Origin of the sequence: Clostridium tagluense, assembly GCF_003865095.1 — a bacterium.
GTDB classification, from domain to species: domain Bacteria; phylum Bacillota; class Clostridia; order Clostridiales; family Clostridiaceae; genus Clostridium_AD; species Clostridium_AD tagluense.
This window is the reverse complement of sequence record NZ_BHYK01000004.1, coordinates 245014-266217: the sequence shown is the minus strand read 5'-3', so window position 1 is coordinate 266217 and position 21204 is coordinate 245014. Positions and strand designations below refer to the sequence as shown.

At 29.7% G+C, this 21204-nt stretch carries 27 protein-coding genes; 21 read left to right on the top strand and 6 right to left on the bottom strand.

The features are described from left to right. Nucleotides 1-67: 67 nt before the first annotated feature. From Ctaglu_RS05490 to dnaA, 3 genes are all read right to left on the bottom strand, one after another. Entirely contained in the window at nucleotides 68-274 is a 207-nt protein-coding gene (locus tag Ctaglu_RS05490; RefSeq protein ID WP_124998850.1) for an RNA-binding S4 domain-containing protein, read from the bottom strand. 38 nt (nucleotides 275-312) lie between these two features. Then, nucleotides 313-1422 (bottom strand): DNA polymerase III subunit beta, encoded by a 1110-nt coding sequence (gene dnaN / locus Ctaglu_RS05485; protein ID WP_124998848.1) that lies wholly within the window; start codon nucleotides 1420-1422, stop codon nucleotides 313-315. A gap of 271 nt (nucleotides 1423-1693) precedes the next feature. Further along, nucleotides 1694-3046: a chromosomal replication initiator protein DnaA gene (gene dnaA, locus Ctaglu_RS05480; RefSeq protein WP_124998846.1), complete on the bottom strand. Its 1353-nt coding sequence runs from the start codon at nucleotides 3044-3046 to the stop codon at nucleotides 1694-1696. Nucleotides 3047-3592: 546 nt separating this feature from the next. Here dnaA and rpmH point away from each other — a divergent pair. From rpmH to Ctaglu_RS05415, 13 genes are all read left to right on the top strand, one after another. Continuing rightward, the gene (gene rpmH, locus Ctaglu_RS05475; RefSeq protein WP_071614800.1) at nucleotides 3593-3727 is read left to right on the top strand and encodes a 50S ribosomal protein L34; all 135 of its coding nucleotides are present in this window, start codon (nucleotides 3593-3595) and stop codon (nucleotides 3725-3727) included. 52 nt (nucleotides 3728-3779) lie between these two features. Further along, entirely contained in the window at nucleotides 3780-4151 is a 372-nt protein-coding gene (gene rnpA, locus Ctaglu_RS05470) for a ribonuclease P protein component (protein ID WP_124998844.1), read from the top strand. Continuing rightward, nucleotides 4123-4332 (top strand): membrane protein insertion efficiency factor YidD, encoded by a 210-nt coding sequence (gene yidD / locus Ctaglu_RS05465; protein WP_124998842.1) that lies wholly within the window; start codon nucleotides 4123-4125, stop codon nucleotides 4330-4332. Before rnpA ends, yidD begins: the two co-directional genes overlap by 29 nt. Nucleotides 4333-4352: 20 nt before the next feature. Next, a complete protein-coding gene (gene yidC, locus Ctaglu_RS05460; protein ID WP_124998840.1) occupies nucleotides 4353-5030 on the top strand; it encodes a membrane protein insertase YidC in 678 nt (225 codons plus the stop codon). Nucleotides 5031-5076: 46 nt separating this feature from the next. Continuing rightward, nucleotides 5077-5703 (top strand): RNA-binding cell elongation regulator Jag/EloR, encoded by a 627-nt coding sequence (gene jag / locus Ctaglu_RS05455; RefSeq protein ID WP_124998838.1) that lies wholly within the window; start codon nucleotides 5077-5079, stop codon nucleotides 5701-5703. A gap of 264 nt (nucleotides 5704-5967) precedes the next feature. After that, nucleotides 5968-7344 carry a tRNA uridine-5-carboxymethylaminomethyl(34) synthesis GTPase MnmE gene (gene mnmE, locus Ctaglu_RS05450; protein ID WP_124998836.1) on the top strand — a complete coding sequence of 459 codons (1377 nt, stop codon included), beginning with the start codon at nucleotides 5968-5970 and terminating at the stop codon, nucleotides 7342-7344. Between the two features lie 8 nt (nucleotides 7345-7352). Then, nucleotides 7353-9242: a tRNA uridine-5-carboxymethylaminomethyl(34) synthesis enzyme MnmG gene (gene mnmG / locus Ctaglu_RS05445; protein WP_124998834.1), complete on the top strand. Its 1890-nt coding sequence runs from the start codon at nucleotides 7353-7355 to the stop codon at nucleotides 9240-9242. 14 nt (nucleotides 9243-9256) lie between these two features. After that, nucleotides 9257-9976, top strand: a complete 720-nt coding sequence (gene rsmG, locus Ctaglu_RS05440; RefSeq protein WP_124998832.1) for a 16S rRNA (guanine(527)-N(7))-methyltransferase RsmG — start codon at nucleotides 9257-9259, stop codon at nucleotides 9974-9976. A gap of 236 nt (nucleotides 9977-10212) precedes the next feature. Then, nucleotides 10213-10992, top strand: coding sequence for a nucleoid occlusion protein (noc, locus tag Ctaglu_RS05435; RefSeq protein ID WP_124998830.1), 780 nt, complete (start codon nucleotides 10213-10215; stop codon nucleotides 10990-10992). A gap of 228 nt (nucleotides 10993-11220) precedes the next feature. After that, entirely contained in the window at nucleotides 11221-11988 is a 768-nt protein-coding gene (locus tag Ctaglu_RS05430; protein WP_124998828.1) for a ParA family protein, read from the top strand. A gap of 5 nt (nucleotides 11989-11993) precedes the next feature. Further along, nucleotides 11994-12842, top strand: a complete 849-nt coding sequence (locus Ctaglu_RS05425) for a ParB/RepB/Spo0J family partition protein (RefSeq protein WP_124998826.1) — start codon at nucleotides 11994-11996, stop codon at nucleotides 12840-12842. Nucleotides 12843-12881: 39 nt separating this feature from the next. Then, entirely contained in the window at nucleotides 12882-13388 is a 507-nt protein-coding gene (locus tag Ctaglu_RS05420) for a DUF4446 family protein (protein ID WP_124998823.1), read from the top strand. A 77-nt stretch (nucleotides 13389-13465) separates the two neighbouring features. Continuing rightward, nucleotides 13466-13723, top strand: coding sequence for a YkuS family protein (locus Ctaglu_RS05415; protein ID WP_124998821.1), 258 nt, complete (start codon nucleotides 13466-13468; stop codon nucleotides 13721-13723). A gap of 412 nt (nucleotides 13724-14135) precedes the next feature. Here the strand turns inward: Ctaglu_RS05415 and yyaC are convergent, their stop codons facing one another. The 3 genes from yyaC to Ctaglu_RS05400 are packed head-to-tail and all read right to left on the bottom strand — an operon-like array spanning nucleotide 14136 to nucleotide 17002. Beyond that, entirely contained in the window at nucleotides 14136-14738 is a 603-nt protein-coding gene (yyaC, locus tag Ctaglu_RS05410; protein ID WP_124998819.1) for a spore protease YyaC, read from the bottom strand. Between the two features lie 47 nt (nucleotides 14739-14785). Beyond that, complete coding sequence (gene ytvI, locus Ctaglu_RS05405) at nucleotides 14786-15838, bottom strand: sporulation integral membrane protein YtvI (RefSeq protein ID WP_124998817.1); 1053 nt, start codon at nucleotides 15836-15838, stop codon at nucleotides 14786-14788. 9 nt (nucleotides 15839-15847) lie between these two features. Beyond that, nucleotides 15848-17002 (bottom strand): aminotransferase class V-fold PLP-dependent enzyme, encoded by a 1155-nt coding sequence (locus tag Ctaglu_RS05400; protein ID WP_124998815.1) that lies wholly within the window; start codon nucleotides 17000-17002, stop codon nucleotides 15848-15850. Nucleotides 17003-17371: 369 nt separating this feature from the next. On the opposite strand from Ctaglu_RS05400, the gene yedF reads away from it, so the two are divergent. The 8 genes from yedF to Ctaglu_RS05360 all read left to right on the top strand — a co-directional run bounded on the left by yedF (nucleotide 17372) and on the right by Ctaglu_RS05360 (nucleotide 21202). Next, the gene (gene yedF / locus Ctaglu_RS05395) at nucleotides 17372-17956 is read left to right on the top strand and encodes a sulfurtransferase-like selenium metabolism protein YedF (protein ID WP_124998813.1); all 585 of its coding nucleotides are present in this window, start codon (nucleotides 17372-17374) and stop codon (nucleotides 17954-17956) included. Between the two features lie 20 nt (nucleotides 17957-17976). Next, the gene (locus tag Ctaglu_RS05390) at nucleotides 17977-18228 is read left to right on the top strand and encodes a putative Se/S carrier protein (RefSeq protein WP_124998811.1); all 252 of its coding nucleotides are present in this window, start codon (nucleotides 17977-17979) and stop codon (nucleotides 18226-18228) included. A gap of 15 nt (nucleotides 18229-18243) precedes the next feature. Then, nucleotides 18244-18447, top strand: a complete 204-nt coding sequence (locus Ctaglu_RS05385) for a DUF951 domain-containing protein (RefSeq protein ID WP_263484359.1) — start codon at nucleotides 18244-18246, stop codon at nucleotides 18445-18447. A 92-nt stretch (nucleotides 18448-18539) separates the two neighbouring features. Next, nucleotides 18540-18827 (top strand): 30S ribosomal protein S6, encoded by a 288-nt coding sequence (rpsF, locus tag Ctaglu_RS05380; protein WP_124998809.1) that lies wholly within the window; start codon nucleotides 18540-18542, stop codon nucleotides 18825-18827. An 11-nt stretch (nucleotides 18828-18838) separates the two neighbouring features. Further along, nucleotides 18839-19279 carry a single-stranded DNA-binding protein gene (locus Ctaglu_RS05375; protein WP_124998807.1) on the top strand — a complete coding sequence of 147 codons (441 nt, stop codon included), beginning with the start codon at nucleotides 18839-18841 and terminating at the stop codon, nucleotides 19277-19279. 30 nt (nucleotides 19280-19309) lie between these two features. Beyond that, entirely contained in the window at nucleotides 19310-19573 is a 264-nt protein-coding gene (gene rpsR, locus Ctaglu_RS05370; protein WP_372481131.1) for a 30S ribosomal protein S18, read from the top strand. A 291-nt stretch (nucleotides 19574-19864) separates the two neighbouring features. Next, nucleotides 19865-20179: a MazG-like family protein gene (locus tag Ctaglu_RS05365; RefSeq protein WP_124998803.1), complete on the top strand. Its 315-nt coding sequence runs from the start codon at nucleotides 19865-19867 to the stop codon at nucleotides 20177-20179. Nucleotides 20180-20194: 15 nt separating this feature from the next. Further along, nucleotides 20195-21202, top strand: a complete 1008-nt coding sequence (locus Ctaglu_RS05360) for a YybS family protein (RefSeq protein WP_185732594.1) — start codon at nucleotides 20195-20197, stop codon at nucleotides 21200-21202. Nucleotides 21203-21204: the final 2 nt, after the last annotated feature.

Below are 21204 nucleotides of genomic sequence, written 5' to 3'. Positions count from 1 at the left end.
AAAAAATTATAGACATAAATTGTGCACCGGATAATATTTAAAAATTTTCCGGTGCATTCATATAATTTTAAACTATTTTATAACCCTCACCATTAAATTCTATTATATCGCCTTTAGTTAATTTTTTACCCCTTTGAGTTTCAATTTCACCATTAACTTTAATATCTTGATTTTTGATATAGTATTTTGCCTCTGTTCCTAAACAAGCTATTCCAGCCCACTTTAGAAAAGAATCTAATTTTATTATATCTGTTTCAATTTTTATTTCATTCATTTTAAAACCTTCTTTTCTTAATTATTATTATAACTTTTTTAATTATTTGTAGCTCTTATTCTTACTGGCAATACCATATAGGTACAATTATTTTTTTCTTTATTTCTTACTACACAAGGATTGACACCACTAGAAAATTCCATAAGTATTTCGTCCTCTTCCATTATTTTAAGAAGTTCTATTAGATATTTTGAATTAAATGCAATTTGAAGAGGCTCTCCTTGCAAAATTATATTAATTTCTTCTCTTGATTTTCCCAATTGAGAATTAGAAGTGATTATCATATTATCTTCTTCTATGTTAAATTTAACTAAATTTGTATTTCCCTCTTTTGCCATAAGAGAAGCTCTTTCTATACAGTTTAATAATTCAGATCTTTTAGCTGTTATTTTTAAATTATATTCTTCAGGTATTATCGAATTATATTTTATGAATTCACCTTCTAGTAATCTTGATATAACTTTTGTTTTCCCAATATTAAATAGTATATGGTTTGGTGTGAAAGTTATATTAACGGGCTCATCTGTTTCTTCTAATATTTTTGATACTTCACTTAATGTTTTGCCTGGAATTACAGCAGTTATAAAAGAATCGTTATCTACTGGTTCACTTCTAAATGCAACTCTATAACCATCTAGTGCTACAAGATTAAGCCTTTTATCTTTTATTTCAAATAGGACTCCTGTAAGAATTGGTCTAGTTTCATCTTGAGCAACTGCAAAAATAGTACCTTTCATCATGTTCTTCAACACTTTTTGAGAAATTGAAAAAATCATATTTTCTATTATATTAGGTAAACTCGGATAGTCATCACTGTTCATATGAATTATAGTGGCATAGGATTTTTGGCAAACTATTTTAATAGCATTATTAGCGTCTGTTGTTATCTCAATTGTATTATTAGGTAATTTCCTTATTATTTCACCAAAGAGCTTTGAATCTAATACTACACTTCCCTCTTCTATAACTTCTGCAGTAATCTTAGCTTCAATGCTTAAGTCAATATCAGATCCTATAAGAGTTACTTCGCTGTCTTTAGCAACCAGTAAGATACCTTGAAGTACAGGCATAGTTGATTTTCCAGTAATAGCTTTCTGAACATTTGAAATTGCTTCTTGTAATATATTTTTTTCACATATAAATTTCATAAAAAAAAGACCTCCTTATCCACATGGGAAATTTATTAAAGATAGGTAAGATAATAATCTAAAAATAGTAGTAATAGTAGTAGGGCCTGTTGATATGTTAGGAACCTATCTTAGGCTTTACACAGCAACAAAGCTATGTAAAACTATTTGTGGATAAGTATGCAAAAAAAAATCATAGTTATCCACAATACCCACAGCTAGGTTTTATGTATTATTTTATACACAGGATTATATATAAATAGTATCAACACCTGTTAGTAAAAAAAATTTACTATTTTTGACTTATCTTTTTAGTGAGTTCTGCTACGTTATCTTGCAAATTTTCGTCTTCTTTAAGACCTTTTGAAATTTTTTCACAGGCATGGATTACAGTTGTATGATCGCGACCACCAAATTCCTCACCTATTTTAGGCAGTGACATATCTGTAAGCTTTCTACATAAATACATTGCGATTTGTCTTGGGAAGGTTATGTTCCTAGTTCTTCTTGAAGATTTAAAATCCTCAACTTTTAAATTAAAATAGCTAGAAACTATATCTTGGATTAGCTCAATAGTTACTTGCTTTGAATTTCTACTAGAAATAATATCTTTAAGTGCTTCTGATGCTAGATCTATTCCAATTTCTTTATTAGTTAGAGAAGAAAAAGCTACTATTCTAATAAGAGCACCTTCTAGTTCCCGTATATTGGATTTTATTTTAGTAGCAATATAGACCATTACTTCATTTGGAATATTTAAATTTTCTACATCTGCTTTCTTCTTTAGTATGGCGATTCTAGTTTCAAAATCAGGTGGTTGTATATCAGCTATAAGACCCCATTCAAATCTAGAACGCAGCCTATCCTCTAGGGTTGGGATCTCTTTAGGAGGTCTATCACTAGATAAGATAATTTGCTTATTTGCTTCATGAAGATCGTTAAATGTATGAAAAAATTCCTCCTGTGTACGCTCTTTTCCTGCAATAAATTGAATATCATCGATTAGAAGTACATCTACATTTCTATACTTATTTCTAAATTCTACGTTTTTGTCATCTTTAATAGAATTTATAAGTTCATTTGTAAATTTTTCAGAAGAAACGTAAACAACCTTGGATTTTGGGTTGTTTGATAATATATAATGACCAATAGCATGCATTAAATGTGTTTTTCCAAGACCAACGCCTCCATAAATAAATAGCGGGTTATAGGCCTTAGCGGGTGATTCGGCTACAGCAAGAGACGCAGCATGGGCAAATCTATTACTATTTCCAATTACAAAAGAATCAAATGTATACTTTGGGTTTAGTGTTGCAGACATTTCATCATTAACTATTATGTTATTTCTTTCTGCTTCTCTTTTTGATTTCGGTGTTTCAATTTCTGCTACTTCTTCAGATAATATAAAGAATTCTATTTTATATGTTTTAGAAGTAAGTAATTTAACGGCATTCATTATTAAATCCTTATATCTATTTTCAAGAATGTCTTTGGTAAAATTATTAGGAACACCTAATTTAAAAGTATTATTATCTAAGGCCATAGGTTCTATACTTTTGATCCAAGTATTAAAACTAACTTCTGTAAGCTCGCCTTTTATTATATTTAAGGTTTTTTCCCAGATATCTTTAATTTGGGTGTTCATGTACTACCCTCCAGTTCAAATAAAAAAAATATTTTTATGTAAAAACAAACAATGTACAAACAGGGTTATAAACAAAAAAATAAATACATTATGTGTTGTTGATAAATAGCATTAAAAATATTCACATGTTAATAACTATGTTAACATTTTTAATATCAATTAAGTTGTTAACTATTATAAAAAAAAAATATTAACAGATTGAATAATGAATAAATCCATTTATATAGCCAAAAATAGTTAAGAAAAAACAAGTTTAGTACAATATTATAGTAGTTATTCACAATTTTGTCCACAAGTTGTGAATAACTTTATTAATATATAGGTTATTCACAGTTGTTTCTTATATAATATCAAAAAATAACAAGGTGTTCAAGAAGTTATCCACAAAAAATCATATAAATATAAAAAACATCAACAATATTATTTAAAATGGTTATCTTGACAATGTGAGGTTGTGAATATATAATCTAATAGTAAAACCATAAATATGCGATTGAAATATGATTGTTATAATTTAAAGGTTAGAAAGAAGGGGGTGTAGTAGATATGTTCATGACTTACCAACCTAAGAAAAGACAAAGAAAGAAAGAGCACGGATTCAGAAAGAGAATGAAAACCGCTTCTGGAAGAAACATTCTTCAAAAAAGAAGACAAAAAGGTAGAAAAAGATTGACAGCATAAGGGCCGCTAATGTGGCCTTTTTCTGCAATTTGCGGAAACGAGGGCGGCTAATATGAATTTTAACGTTAAGAAATACAGAATTAGAAAGAATACTGAATTTAGAACAGTATATAGAAGAGGAAAATCTTTTTCTAACCTACTACTAGTGTTATATATCTATAGAAATGGCAAAGATATTAATAGATGTGGAATATCTGTAAGTAAGAAGGTTGGGAAAAGTGTAACTCGAAGTAGAGTTAAAAGACTTATCGGTGAAAGCTATAGGCTTAACAATGAGGGATTAAAGATAGGATATGATTTCGTATTTATTGCAAGGAATCCTTCTAATGGTAAAAATTATAAAGAAGTTGAGAATGCTTTGAAGAATTTGCTTAAGAAAGCAGGTTTAATTAATAATGAAAAAAATACTTATACTGGGTATTAAAAGTTATAGAAAATATATATCACCTCTTAAGAGGCCTTGTTGTATATTTTACCCTACATGTTCTCAGTATACTTTAGAAGCTATTGAAAAGCATGGAGCAGTAAAAGGCTCTATTATGGGAATAAAGAGAATACTTAGATGTCATCCTTATAATAAGGGCGGCTTTGATCCAGTTAAATAACCACTTGGGAGGTTTTATATTTGAATTTAAATTTTTTAACTCTTCCACTTGAAAAGTTCTTTTACTTTTTACATAGTGGCGTCCATACGATTATACCCAATAATAATATTTCATTTGGACTCGCAATAATCCTTTTCACAGTTATAATAAGAGTATTATTGTTGCCTTTAAGTATTAAACAGACCAAATCAACGGCTAAAATGGGTGCAATTCAACCAGAAATGAAAAAAGTTCAAGAAAAATATAAAAAAGATCCACAAAAGTCCCAGCAAGAAGTAATGAAGCTTTATAAAGAAAATGGAGTAAATCCAATGGGTGGTTGTTTACCAATGCTTATTCAAATGCCTATTTTATTTGCTTTGTTTGCTGTTTTTCAAAAGCTAAATATGCAAGGTTCTGGATTTCTATGGATGTCGGATTTAACAAAGGCCGACCCTTATTATATATTACCAATATTATCTGCTATTACAACATATTTTTCATCAAAACTTATGCAACCACCAGCTGGCGGTGCTCAATCTAAACAAACTTCAACAATGAATACCGGAATGGCTATTATGATGGGAGTTATGGGTATTAAAATGAAAGGTGCATTAGTATTATATTGGGTAATAAATAACGTATTACAAGTAATCCAAACTTTAGTTATAAATAAGATAGAACTTGGAAAAACGGATCTTGTAAAAAAACAGATTTAACCCAATTGCCTAATTTTTATATTGAGAAAGGCGGGTGTAGTGCTGTATGAAGATTATAGAAATGATGGGGAAGAATGTAGAGGATGCAATCGGTAATGCCCTGAAAGAATTAAAAGTTACAAGAGATAAAGTAAAAGTAGAAACCATAGATGAAGGTAGTAAGGGATTTTTAAATATTATAGGTGTAAAACCTGCTAAAATTAGAGTTACAGTTAAAAGAGATAGTTTGTATGAGGCTAAAAATTTCTTAACGGAAGTATTGAATTCTATGAGTATGGAAGCGGAAATAAATCTTAAAGATGAAAATAATGAAATTAAGATTGACTTAATTGGACCTAATATGGGACTATTAATAGGATACAGAGGTGAGACACTAGACTCACTACAGTATCTTGTAAGTTTAGTTGTAAACAAAAGTCATGATGAAGAGTATAAAAGAGTAATATTAGACACTGAAAATTATAGAGCGAAAAGAGAAGAAACACTAAAAAGACTTGCATCAAAAATCGCCTATAAGGTAAGGGTTAGTGGTAGAGTATTAAAACTTGAACCTATGAATCCTTATGAGAGAAGAATAATACACTCTACGCTTCAAAATGATTCATATATTTATACCTTTAGTGAAGGTGAAGAACCCTATAGAAGAGTTGTAGTTGATTTAAAGAAAGCCTAAGGGCTTTCTTTTTAAATTCACAAAACTAAGTGTAATATTAATTATATTCTTAAGTTTCAAAGTTATATTATAAGTATATTATGGAAGATTAACATTTTAAATTCCACAATGCAGCGCCGTTAGGTGAGGATTTAACATTGAACTTTACGAATATTATTAAAATCACTTATAATAAGGTAATAGAAACCATAGGAGTTGCTTTGATATAATATATTTAAAAAGGATATAATAATAAATACTCATAAAATTAGGAGGTCATATTTAATGAAAGAATTTGATACTATAGCTGCAATAGCAACTAGTATAGGAGAAGGTGGTATATCTATAATCAGAGTATCTGGTGATAAGTCTATAGATATAATAGATAGTATATTTGTAGGTAAAAATAATAGAAAGCTTCATGATTTTAAATCTTACACTATGAGATATGGCCATATTATTGATAAAAATGCTAGTAAACTTGATGAAGTTATTATTTCCTATATGAAAGGTCCTAAAAGTTTTACAGCAGAAGATACTATTGAGGTAAATTGCCATGGTGGAGTAGTTGGAACCAATAGAATATTACAAGAAATTATTAGAGCTGGAGCAAGAATGGCAGAACCCGGAGAATTCACTAAAAGAGCCTTTTTAAATGGTAGAATTGACTTAAGTCAAGCGGAGGCAGTTATAGATATAATAAGAGCCAAAACAGAGCTTAGTATGAAGTCAGCCCTTATGCAATCAGAAGGTTCAATTTCCAGGGAAATAAAAACAATAAGAAATAAATTACTTAGCGTAATTGCAAATATAGAGGTAACTGTTGATTATCCAGAAGAGGATATTGAAGAAGTAACTGCAGGAATGGTTACTGAAGACGTTGCCTTAGTAATAAGTGAGATAGATACACTACTTAGTACGGCAGATGAAGGAAAAATTCTAAGAGAAGGCTTAAGTACTGTAATAGTTGGAAAACCTAATGTAGGTAAATCATCACTTCTTAATGCTTTACTTAAAGAAAAAAGAGCTATTGTTACAGACGTACCAGGCACAACAAGGGATGCAATAGAAGAATATATAAGTATTGAAGGTATACCAGTTAAGATAGTAGATACGGCAGGAATTCGTGAAACAGAAGATATAGTTGAAAAAATAGGAGTACAAACATCAAAAGAAAAGATAGATGAGGCGGATTTAGTTATCTTAATATTAGATTGGAGTAAAAAACTCACTCATGAAGATGAAGAAATTATTGAATATATTAAAGAAAAAAAATATATTGTACTATTAAATAAAAGTGATTTAGGTGGTAAAATAGAAAGGAGTGAATTACAAAGTCTGAAGTCAAAATATATAACTAATATTTCAGCAAAAACAGGTGAAGGATTAAGTCAAGTTAAAGGACATATAAAAGATTTATTCTTTAATGGTGAAATTAAAACTGAAGGAGTTTTTGTTACAAATAATAGACATAAACAGTCTCTAGTAAGAGCAAAGGAAAATTTAGAGTCATCACTAAATGCACTAGAATATACCTCAGCTATAGATTTGGCATCCATTGATATACGCAATGCATGGATGAATTTAGGTGAGATTACAGGAGAGGCACTAGAAGAAGATATTATACATAAGATATTCTCAGAATTTTGTTTAGGAAAGTAGGGATAAATATGAAATATGTTGCGGGAGATTTTGATGTTGTAGTTATTGGAGCTGGTCACGCAGGTTGTGAGGCAGCGCTAGCAGCTGCAAGAATAGGAAGTAAGACTTTAATTTGTGCTATGAACTTAGATAGCGTGGCTTTAATGCCATGTAATCCCAATATTGGTGGCACAGCTAAAGGACATTTAGTAAGGGAAATAGATGCTCTTGGGGGAGAAATGGGAGTAAATATTGATAATACATATATACAATCAAGAATGCTAAACACATCTAAGGGGCCTGCCGTATTCTCACTCAGGGCTCAAGCTGATAAAAAAGCATATGGACAAAGAATGAAAAGTGTATTAGAAAAACAAGAAAATTTGCAATTAAGACAATTAGAAGTAGTATCTATAGATGTTGAAAACGAAAAGGTTGTGGGTGTTCTTACTAAAAATGGTGCATATTTTACAGCAAAGGCTGTAATTATAGCTTCGGGAACATATTTAAAATCAAAAGTTATAATTGGAGATTGTACTTATGATGAAGGCCCTAGTGGATTACTGCCAGCTAATGAACTTTCTAAATCTTTAGATGAAATAGGAATAGAACTCCGAAGGTTTAAAACGGGAACCCCAGCTAGAATAAATAAAAGGTCCGTGGACTTTTCTAAAATGGAAGAGCAATCTGGGGATATAGATGTAGTACCATTTTCATTTATTAGTGGGGATATAAGTAGGCAGCAGATATGTTGTTATTTAACTTATACAAACGAGAACACTCATAATGTAATTAAAAAAAATATTCATAGGTCTCCTCTGTATAATGGATCTATTGTGAGTACAGGTCCTAGATATTGTCCTTCCATTGAAGATAAAGTAATGAGATTTGCAGACAAGGAAAGACACCAAATATTTATTGAACCTGAGGGAGAGAGTACGCAGGAAATGTATGTTCAAGGTATGTCGAGTTCACTTCCAGAGGATATTCAGGTTGAAGTGTTAAAAACGGTGCCAGGGCTTGAAAATGTAGAGATTATGAGAACTGCTTATGCCATAGAATATGATTGTATAGATTCTACGGATTTAAAACTTTCACTAGAATTTAAAAATACGATTGGCTTATTTTCAGCAGGACAAATAAATGGTAGCTCGGGATATGAGGAAGCTGCAGCTCAGGGTATTATAGCAGGAATTAATGCTGCTCTTTTTATTCAAAATAAGGATCCGTTAATATTAAAAAGATCTGATGGATATATAGGTGTTTTAATTGATGATTTAGTTACTAAAGGTACTAATGAGCCATATAGGATGATGACCTCAAGAGCAGAGTATAGATTGCTTCTAAGACAAGATAACGCGGATTTAAGGTTAACTGAAATAGGATATACTGTGGGACTTGTTAATGTAGATAGATATGAAATATTCAAAAAAAAGAAAATGCAATTAGAGGAAGAACTGAGCAGAATAAAAAATTTGCAAATTACAAATAAAAAAGAAATTGAGGAATTCTTAATTTCTTGTAACTCAACACCACTTAAAAAACCTATTAGTTTATACGAGCTTATAAAAAGACCGGAGCTTGATTATTATATAGTTGAGAAATTAGATCCAGAGAGGCCCAAATTAAATAAGTATATAGAGCAACAAGTAAATATTGTGTCAAAATATGAGGGTTATATTCAAAAACAATTAGAGCAAATTCACCAATTTAAGAAGTTTGAAAACAAAATTATATCAAAAGATATAATTTATGACAATATAAAAGGATTAAGAATAGAGGCTATGCAGAAATTAGGCAAAATTAAACCTGAAAGTATAGGTCAAGCTTCAAGAATATCAGGGGTATCACCTGCAGATATGTCTGTTTTAATGATATATCTTGAACAACAGAATAGGCTTAGAAATAAACAAGAATAACTCGGGGGTGAAGAATGAAATACTTTGATATAATGAATACATCTAGTAATAATGAAGGACTGGAATTTAATGAAAAAAAGTATGAGCAATTTATGAGATATAAAGACCTCATACAAGAGTGGAATGAAAAAGTAAATTTAACTGCTATAAAAGAAGATGAAGAAATAGTAAAAAAACATTTCATTGATTCTATAAAAGTTTTTAAGTTTAAAGAGTTAAAAAGTGCAAAAAATATCATAGATATAGGAACTGGAGGAGGATTTCCAGGTATCCCTATGAAGATAATAAAACCTGAAATAAATATAGTTTTATTAGATTCACTAAACAAGAGAATTAATTTTTTAAATGAGGTAATTAAGGAACTCCAATTAAAAAACATTAAAGCTATTCACGGCAGAGCAGAAGATTTTGCACAAGAGGCGCAATATAGAGAAAAATTTGATGTAGCAGTTTCAAGAGCTGTTGCTAATTTAACAGTACTTAGTGAATTTTGCATACCTTACGTAAAGGTTGGTGGATACTTTGTTGCAATGAAGGGACCAGCAGTTGAAGAGGAAATTAAGTCTTCCAAAAATGCAATTAGAATGCTAGGTGGACATATAGAACACATAGAAAAGGTACAAATTGAAGATAGTGATTTTAACCACAACTTGGTAATAATACGTAAAATTGCACAAACTCATAAGAAGTATCCTAGAAAAGCTGGTATGGTTACTAAAAATCCACTGGTTTAACGACATTTCAGAAGGAATCTCTCCTAGTTTTATAAGAGGAGTCTAAATAGCCTTCTGAAGTCGTTAATATTGCAGCTTCGAAGAAGATGATTTAACGACATTTCAGAAGGAATCTTTGTAGGTGATGATTACTGCTATAAATTGTCGTACGAAAAATAATAAAAAAAGAAGGAAATAAAGAAAAGATAGAGAATTGTTAAGAAAAGGAAAAAGGAAAAACTTAAGGATGGTATATTATGCAAAATGATGTAAAATATGTATCTGTAGAATTAATTTCTCCAAATGTCTATCAGCCGCGAAAGCATTTTAATGAAGAAACTATTGAAGAACTTTCACAGTCAATAAAAGCTTATGGGATAATCCAACCTTTAACAGTTAGAAAAAGCGGGGATAGCAGATACGAACTAGTAGCAGGAGAAAGAAGATTAAGGGCAGCAAAAAAAATAGGACTTAATGAAGTCCCAGTAATTATTATAGATATTACAGATAAGGATTCTGCTGCAATTGCGCTACTGGAAAATTTACAAAGAGAAGATTTGAATTTTTTAGAAGAAGCATTTGCTTACTTTAATCTTATTCAGGATCACTCTTATACACAGGAGCAATTAGCACAGATAATAGGAAAGAAACAATCAACCATAGCTAATAAATTAAGGTTATTAAAGTTGGACAAGGAGATAACAAATAGTTTAATAGAAAATAAGCTTACTGAGAGACATGCTAGAGCACTGCTCAAATTACCTGATATAAATATTCAAAAGAAGGTACTTAAAGTAGTTGTTAATAAATCACTTAATGTTAAAAAGACAGAAGAACTTATTGAAAAAGAATTATTAAAGCTATGCAGAGATGAAGTAGCTGCTGATGGAAAGAAAAAAATCAAGGGTATATTTGCACCTAGAGTTTATATAAATACGATTAAACAGGTTTTCGATAAGTATGGTATAAATGCAGAATACAAATCTAGAGAATTAGAAGATAGTATAGAAGTAACAATAAGAATACCTAAAAAATAGATTGTAAAAAACAGAATGTTTCACGTGAAACATTCTGTTTTTTTTATTTTTTTTAAAATATTGAAAATAATACTATTAATATACTTAACATAAATATATAATAAATTATATGGTAAAATTAACATAGGCACATTGTAGTAAATAATAAGAACAAGTACAATATCAAGCTTTATTTTTTAAGTGTAAAGTGTATAAGAAGCAATAATATTATGGAGGGTAGGTGTAGTCATGGAAACAATATGTATTTTCAATCAAAAGGGAGGAGTAGGTAAAACTACTACAAACATCAACTTATGTTCTTATTTGGCTCTGCAAGGAAAAAAAATTTTAACAATAGACATTGATCCTCAGGGAAATACCACAAGTGGACTGGGATTTGACAAGAAAAAAATAAATCTATCAACATATGATTTGTTAACATCAGATATTTCTATAAGAGATACTATAAAAGAATGCGAGCTAATAAATAATTTGTATTTAGTACCATCAAAAATGGAACTTGCAGGTGCGGAAGTGGAATTGATAAATAGAAGCAACCGTGAAAATATACTAAAAGAAAAACTTAAAGAAATTGAAGGTGAATTCGATTTTATCTTTATAGACTGTCCACCTTCACTAGGGATTTTAACTATAAACGCACTTACGGCTTCAACTAGCGTGCTTACACCTATTCAATGTGAATTTTATGCTTTAGAAGGTGTTGGACAATTAGTAAATACAATTCAATTAGTTAAAAAATCTTTAAATAAAAATCTAGAGATTCAGGGTATAATTCTTAGTATGTATGATAATAGAACTAAACTATGCAATGAAGTTGTGTCAGAAGTTAAAAAATATTTTAATGACAAAGTTTACAAAACCACAATACCAAGAAATATAAGACTCGCTGAAGCACCAAGTTTTGGACTTCCAATTATGTTGTATGATGATAAATGTAAAGGTGCAGAAGCTTACGAACAATTAGCAAATGAATTTTTAGAAAGACAAAGGAGATGATATAAATGAACAAAAAATTTGGGTTAGGTAAGGGACTAGGGGCTTTAATACCAGAAGAAGAAATTATGGCTGAGGGTTCCACAGTACTTAAGATATCTATGAATTTGATTAAAGCTAATAAAGATCAACCAAGAAAAAGTTTTGACCCTGAAAAAATATCAGAATTGGCACAATCTATAAAAGAACATGGAGTGATTCAGCCTATTATATTAAATAGAGAAGATGATACATATACAGTTATAGCGGGTGAAAGACGATTCAGAGCTGCTAAAAGTATTGGACTTGTGAAAATACCTGCAATTATTATGAATATAGAAAATAAAGAAGTATTAGAAATATCATTAATAGAAAATATTCAAAGAGAAGATCTAAATCCTATAGAAGAAGCTCTAGCTTATAAAAGATTATTGGTAGATTTTAACCTTACTCAAGAAGAAATAAGTAAAAAGGTATGTAAATCAAGAACAGCTATAACAAATTGCATGAGATTATTAAATTTGGATGAAAGAGTTCAAGATTATATAATAGATGGAGTTATTTCTGAGGGTCATGGAAGGGCTATCCTTGGGATAAGTGATAAGGAAATTCAATATGGAATTGCACAAATGGTTATAGATGACAGTCTTTCAGTGAGAGAAACAGAGAGGTTAGTAAAAAACTTTGAAAATGAAAAAAAAGAAAAAGTAGTGAAAAATGAAAATAATATGTATTATAAAGATATAATGAATAAATTAGAAAATAGATTTGGTACTAAAGTTTTTATAAATTCTAAAAATAAAAACAAGGGTAAAATAGAAATTGAATATTACTCAGAAGAGGATTTTGAAAGAATTTTAGAAGTTTTTAATATATAATGTTTCACGTGAAACATAATGGAGAGGATGTAATTCATAATGCAAAGTATATTCAGTTTTATAAATAGTTCACATATATATATAACATTAGCGCTTATAATTCTTGTGATTATATTAATGATAATAATTATAACAACCTATGTATCTTTAAATAAATTAGAAACTAAATACAGGAAATTAATGAGGGGTGTAAACAATAAAAATCTAGAAGATATGGTTATATCTTATTTGGATAAAATTGATGGGGTTAAAGAAGAAAATATGCTCATGAAACAAATGTATGAAGAAATAAATGGAGAACTAAAAACCTGCATTCAAAAGACCTCAATAGTAAGATATAGGGCTTTTGATGATGTTGGGAGTGATTTAAGTTACTCTATAGCACTCTTAGATGGAAACAATAATGGTGTTGTATTAACAAGTATTTATGGTAGAAACGAGAGTACAACTTATGCTAAACCTATAGATAAAGGAATATCTAGGTATGATTTATCCGAGGAAGAAAATAAGGTGTTAAAAGATGCCGTTAGCTCAAAAAATAAATAAAAAATTATAGTGTTTTTATTTGAAATTTAATAATAAAAAATCTTTTTTGTGGCATACTAAAAACAAAGGGGTTTTTTATGGTAATATGTATTTCACAAGAACTTGAATATTTACAGGATGAACTAATTAAAAGGGGATATACTGTGATAAATAATAGAGAAAATAATTCTAGTTGTGATGCAATAATATGTAAGCTTAAAGATGGTGGACTTATAAATTTAAATATGCAAAATAATATACGAAGAGAAGGAACCTTAATTATAGATAGTGGAAGTAAAACTATTGATGAAATAGAATATATATTGTGTAATAGAATATATAATTCATTATTTTAAAAAAATTACTCTTTAATATATTTTTAGATTCTATGAAAGCCATGTGCAAACCTCATGCAAAAGCATCTTTGGGTATATGGAAATACATTAGTATACTGAACTTTTATTTAACCACATTTCAGAAGGAAGTCTCCTACTTCTATAAGTGGGAGTCCTGTACTTATAACAAAAAGAAAACTTAGGGGTGGTCTAAATCTCCTTCTGAAGTCGTTAATATTGCAACTTCGCAGAAGATGATTTAATTTCATATGAAACAAATAAAAAACAAATATAATTTTCTAAGATGTTGTTAAAACATGCTTTAGATTTATATTTGTTTTTTATTTTAAAAACTATAAATTACATTAATAAGCTTGAGGAATATGAAAATAGAATTGCATCGCTAATCTATCAGTATTTTTACATGCACAAATTAACATTCAACATCTTTTATGTTGAAATCATCGTAATTAGAATCGAATTTTCTTCCTCCAACAGTTTTGAGTATTGAATGGTATAAACCATTTGCAATAGCATCTGCAAGCATCATTACTGTGTACAATCTTGTGTTTTGAAGAACCATAAATTCAAGAGCGCCAGATATATTTACAACACCAGTTATACTTAAGTTACCTACTTTAGGCAAATCTTTATTCATAGCAGCACCTGGAGACAATGGTTTTTCTTCAACAATAATTTTTCCTACATTTTGTAAACTTCCAAGGCAAGCATCAATTGCAATAATGTAGGGGTCGGTATAGGTATAGTTAATTTCATCAATTATTTGGCATAAATTTTTTGCATGTACTGGGCACTCGAGACTACCGTAAATATGAATTTTATTTCTAACTAAAAATTTAAGTTTGTTTCCAACTAGCGGTCCTAAACTATCACCAGTAGATCTGTCGGTTCCAATACATAAAACTACAATAGGACGTGAGCATTTAGCTATGGGAAAAATATATTGACTTATAGTATCTCTTAACTTAAAAGTACAATCACGGGACATTGAATCTAAAATTACTTTATCTACCATAAAAAAACCTCCTATTTGGATTTTATCCATGTAGGAGGCTTTTTATTCTATAAAACTTCAACTTTTTTTAATATATTGTAAAAAACCACTAAAAACATACAAAACAACATGCCAATAAGACCATTGGCCTTTAATCCTATAAATATAGATGCAAGAACTGCAACTGGATTAATACCTAGTGATGATGAAACTATTTTAGGTTCTATAATTTGTCTTACTATGGTTATAATTACATAAGATATTAAAAGACCTAAACCGGCTAAATAATTACCAGATATAAAAAATATTATTATTAAAGGGATATATATAGCACCTATACCGAAAATGGGAAGCAAATCAAATATTCCACATAATATGCTCAGGGTTACAGCATACTTAACTTTGAAAACTAAAAAAACAACTAAGGTTTCTAAAAATGTTATAGTGATTATAAGTAAGTAAGATAACAAATAATTTTTAAACATTTTCTTTGATTCATCAAATATATAGTGTACTCTATCTCCATTTTTATTAGGAATTAAATCAAATATTTTATTACTAGAAGATGATAAATCTTTTGTAAAAAAATATGTAGTAAGTAATGTAAATAATAAAACCATTAAAGTATAAGGTATAGTAGACATAAAACTTAGGGTTACGGAAAATATTTTTGTTGACGCATTCATACTAATGTTTATAGTTTTGGTTATATAGTTAGAAATATTTGACTCAATATTACTGATAATACTGGGATCTAAATTTTTATAATAATTTTGTAAATTACTAAAAAAATCTAGTATATTATTTTTATTAATAGAGAAATAAGATTGAATATTTTTGACCAGTTGTATTGTTTCTGAAGTTATGGTGGTTATTATTAAAGATAACAATACAATAATTGCTGCGAAGAATACGGTAGTAGTAATTATTGAAGCTATAGTGCTTTTAATTTTAAACTTTCTCATCAAAAATTTTGTTGGTATCTTAAGCAGTGAAGCTAAAATAAGAGCTAATACAAAGGGCAGAGTATATCCTATAGTTCCAAAAAAGATTACAAAAACAAATGTATATAAAATAAAAAACACAGTTAGTTTATCAATTTTTTTTAGGATACTTTCCAATTGAAAAAATCACACCTTTCTAATAATAGAATTGAGAGAGCTCAGGGTATAATTAATGTCTTTAATATCGTTAAAAGGTCCAATGCCAAATCTTAGGGATCCAGTTGGATATGTGCCAACGGTTTCATGAGCTAGTGGTGCACAATGAAGGCCAGTTCTTGTTGTAATTCCATACTGCGTATCAAGGATAAATCCTAACTCAGAATTGTCGATTTTTGTAGAATTAACAGAGATTGCGGCCACTCGCTTAGTAATGTCTCTTAAACCATAAACTTCAATAGAGTTTATATTTAATAAGCCACTTATAAAATTTTCACATAGATATTCTTCATGCTCACGAATAGTGTCAAGGCCTTGGGAATTAATAAAATTAATTCCTTCTAAAAGTCCTGCTACTCCTGGTCCATTTAAAGTCCCGCTTTCAAATTTATCAGGTAAAAAGTCTGGTTGAATAATACTAGATGAAAGACTACCAGTGCCACCTTCTATAAATGTACTACACTGTTTATTTAAATTATCGTCAATTAAGAAGCCACCTATACCTTGAGGCCCCAATAAACTTTTATGGCCTGTAAAAGCTAGTGCATTACAATTTAGTTTATAGAAATCTAAGGGTAACACCCCGGCAGTTTGAGCAGCATCTATAACAAAATAAATACCCTTTTCCTTGCATATTTTACCTATAGCTTCTAGTGGTTGAATTGTGCCAATAATATTAGAGGCATGAGACAGAACTACTAGTTTTGTATTAGGTTTAATTGCATTTATAAAATCATCTATATTTATTAATCCTTCTTTTGAACAAGGAACAATGGCAAGTTCTATAATACCCTTTTGACAAAGTGAGTTTAAGGGTCTCAAGGTAGCATTATGGTCCATTGAGGAGGTTATTACATGCCATCCCTGCTTTACAACGGATTTTATAAGAGTGTTCAGGGAAGTTGTAATATTTGGTGTAAAAATTACATTTTCAACTTTATCAAAGTGAAAAAAATCCATTAATGCATATCTACAATTTAAAATAACTTTATTTCCTGCAAGAGAAGCGGTGGATGCACCTCTTCCTGGGTTTGTTCCTATGTTTGTCATATAATTCATCATGGAAGTATAAACTTCCGGTGGTTTAGGAAATGTAGTGGCTGCGTTATCTAAATATATTTTCATGGTTTCCTCCAATTTTATAAAATAAAATAATAGCATTGTCAAATTCTATAGAAGATGCAACATCTATTAATATTATCAATAACAAGTTAAATTTTGTTTTGATATAATTAAAACCGTAAATAGTTTATAATAGCATTAGCTTAAGAACAAAATATAAACTATTTATAAGATAAAAAACTAGTGATTTGTACATTATAATTACTTATTTCAATATTAACATATAATACAATATTATAAGCTAAAGTTCTTTAAATGTATATGAGATCAATAGTTTTAAAGACATTTCATAAGGAAAATAATGATTTAACAAGAAAGGGGTGTGACAGTTTTAGGTTAGTTTTCTAAAAAACAACTTAGAACGGAAATAATATGAATAATATAATAGATTGTAAGGGGTTACTATGTCCAATTCCAGTGGTTAAAACAAAAAAATATTTTGATTCAATCCAAAGTGGAGAAGGTACAGTCATTGTGGATAATTTAGTTGCTAAAAACAATATAGTAAAATTAGCAGGCAGTAGTGGATATAAGAGTATTGTAGAAGAAAAAGAGGAATTGTATTTTATAAAAATAACTAAAGAAAAATCTGAAGTAGCAAGTGAAAAAGCAAATGAAAATAAAAAATTTACATTGGTAGTATCTACTGATAAGTTAGGACTAGGAGATGATGAACTGGGAGCTATACTTATGAAAAGCTACATATTTGCATTATCAGAAGCGGATGTAATACCTAATGATATACTTTTTATTAATGGAGGGGTAAAACTTACCGCAGAGGGCTCGCCAGTACTGGATAGCTTAGAGAAATTAGTTAGTAGAGGAGCAAATATGTTAGTTTGTGGAGTTTGTCTTGATTTTTATAATATAAAGGATAAGCTTTCAGTTGGAGAAATATCTAACATGTACACTATTGTACAGTTAATGAATAGTGCAGATAAAACTATCAAACTTTAAGTAGGGGGTAGGGTGAAAACATGAGTAAACATTATATAGTAACATTTCAAAATACACATGAAGCTATGAAAGCAGAAAGAGAAACTATAAATGAAAAGATAAAGGTAGTAGTTATTCCTACGCCTACCTATATAACTAAAAGTTGTGGGATTAGTTTAAAAATAGACGAAGAAAACATTCAAAGTATAATTAAACTTATAAATTCAGAAAATATAAAAGTAAAAGAAATTTTCGCTTGCGATGGAGAAAGTGTAAAAGTTATGACGATGTAGAAGGTGGGATGCATAATGAAGGTATTTAATTTAGGTGATATTGTTGAAATGAAAAAGACACACCCTTGTGGTAGCAAGAACTGGGAGATTGTAAGGTTGGGTGCAGATATAAAAATAAAATGTTTAGGTTGTGGAAGGCTAGTTATGCTTCCAAGGATTAAATTTGATTCTGGAGTAAAGAAAATTATAAAAGAAAATGTAATTACTACAAAATTATAACTTGATTTTTGTATAATTAAGTGATATAATCTATTGGGTAATCCCTGCTGTGCAATGCGCAGCCGTTAGTCCGAGGGGAGGAGGTGAAATTAATGAGAAAGTATGAAACTATATTCATATTACATCCTTCATTAGACGAAGAAGCTGTTAAAGCTAACGTTGAAAAGTTTAAAGGTGTAATAGAAAATAATGGTGGAGTAATTGAAAATATTGATGCGTGGGGTAAGAGAAAGTTAGCTTACGAAATACAAAAAGTTGGCGAAGGCCACTATACATTAATCAATTTCAATTCAAATCCTGAATTACCGAAAGAATTAGATAGAGTATTCAGAATTACTGACAGTGTTATAAGACATATCATAATAAATCCAGAAAAATAGGTGGTGCTTTTATGAATAAAGTTGTTTTAGTTGGTAGATTAACAAAAGATCCTGAGCTTAAATTTGCTCAAGGAACAGGAACAGCTGTAGCCACTTTTACTGTAGCCGTTAATAGAAGATTTAAGCGAGAAGGTCAACCAGAAGCTGATTTTATACCTGTAGTTGTATTTGGCAAGCAAGCGGAAGCTACTGCTAATTATATGAGTAAAGGTAAACTGATAAGCGTTTCTGGAAACATTCAAACTAGAAATTATGAAGCTAAAGACGGTAATAAAAGATATGTTACTGAAGTGATTGCTGATGAAGTTGGTTTCCTCGAATGGGGAGGCAATAAAGCATCAGAAACGAATACTAATCAAGGTGGCTATAATGGCGAATCAAATGCTGGATCTAAAGATTTTGGCGGTGCTAGCGATATAACACCAATTGATGATGGAGACATCCCATTCTAATATTAGGTAAGGAGGAAAAAATTAATGGCTATGAACGAGCGTAAAAGAAGCAGTGGCGGAAGTGCTGCTGGTGGAAACAGAAAGAGAATGAAAAGAAAAGTTTGTGCTTTCTGTATGGATAAAGCAACTGCAATTGATTATAAAGATATAAACAAATTGAGAAAGTATGTTACAGAAAGAGGAAAGATTCTTCCTAGAAGAATTTCTGGAAACTGTGCAAAACATCAAAGAATGCTTACTGTATCTATAAAAAGAGCAAGAAATATAGCATTACTACCATTTACTACTGAGTAGTAAATGACTGAAAGCAGCGCCTTACGGTAGCTGCTTTTATTTTTTTAAAATAAAAATAAAAAAATCAGTGAATAATAGAAATATAAATTTTAAAATATATATGCTTGGCTGTAATTTGTAGTATACTTGTAATTACAACCCATAAAATGTAAACATTTAAAATTATTAAATATTAGATTACCTATTTAAGATTATATATCCATATATAAAAATAAACTTTAGTTGCATAATCCTACAAAAATAACTAAAATAGAGTTATACGCATAAGCCTACAGGGGGAGATGATATACTATGAAAAGAGATGATTTTAATATAATGTCTAATGTTAAGCTAATTGAAAGTTTGAAGGCTGAGCTACTATGTATAATAGGTGATTTCTTCAAATTACTAAGTAAAGGGAGTAATGTTGCTCAGGACGCTATACTAGATTGTATTTCAGGGGCAATAATACTTTTATATATATTAGCTGAAAGGCTGGGGTACTCTAATGTAGCTGTGGACGAAAGTATGAAAAAGAAACTAAAGGTAGGTATAGTTGAAGGAGATAACATAGAAAAAGATGGAAAAGATCTAAGTAGACTGTATATACACATAAAAGGAAGATAAATGATGGAGGAAAAAATGAAGAATAAGGATTATAGTACAAAGGCAATGGTGGAAGCTTCACTTATGGCTGTTATAATTTCAATAATAATGGTTATAACAGGATATTTGCCATTTGTATCGGTTGTAGGAACATTGTTATTACCAATTCCTGTGGCAATACTCTATACAAGGCATAACATCAAGATAACATTCACTGCGATATTACTCAGTATAATTATAACATCCTTAGTCTATAATCCAATAATGGCAATATATTCAGCTATAACTTGTAGTATTGTTGGTATTGTACTTGGCTATTGTATTAAGAAAAATAAAAAACCCTCTGTAACATTATTATTTTTAGCTATTGCTTCTGCAATATCCTTTGTATTGACCGTAGCTTTTTTTATGTTGTTTATAGAAAAAATAAGTTTTATGAATTTTATTGCCAATAAATTAGAGTTTATTAAAGAATCAATGAGGATTTCCTTAAATCAATTAAAAGCAAGTTATGTGCAATCAGGAGTAACTCCAAAGCAGTTAAAGCTTTTAGATGAAAATTTTGAACTGATAAAGAAAATGGATGTTATGATGGTTTTGGTAGCAATACCTGGATTTATTTTTATTTTCTCATTTATATCAGCTTATTTTAATTATATGGTGTCTAGAGTGATATTAAACAAGCTGAATTATAAAATGCAGGAGGTATTACCTTTTAGCAGAGTTTATGTTTCTAACATAGTAGGAGCTGTACTCATAGGCATAGTATGTATAGGAATAATACTTTCATCAAAAAAAATAACTGGTGGGGACTATATACTAAATGCCTCTCAGATTGTTACGCGGTATGTATTCATGATAAATGGTCTGGCAGCAAGTGTATATTTTTTAAGGGTTAAAAGAAATCTATCAAAGCCAGTAGTAGCAATAATTATAGGGTTAACAACACTTTCGTCTCTAGGTAATATTTACTTTTCAATAGGACTCATGGAAATGGCTTTTGATTTTAGAAGGCTTGACCCATATAGAATTAAAAGAAAATAATT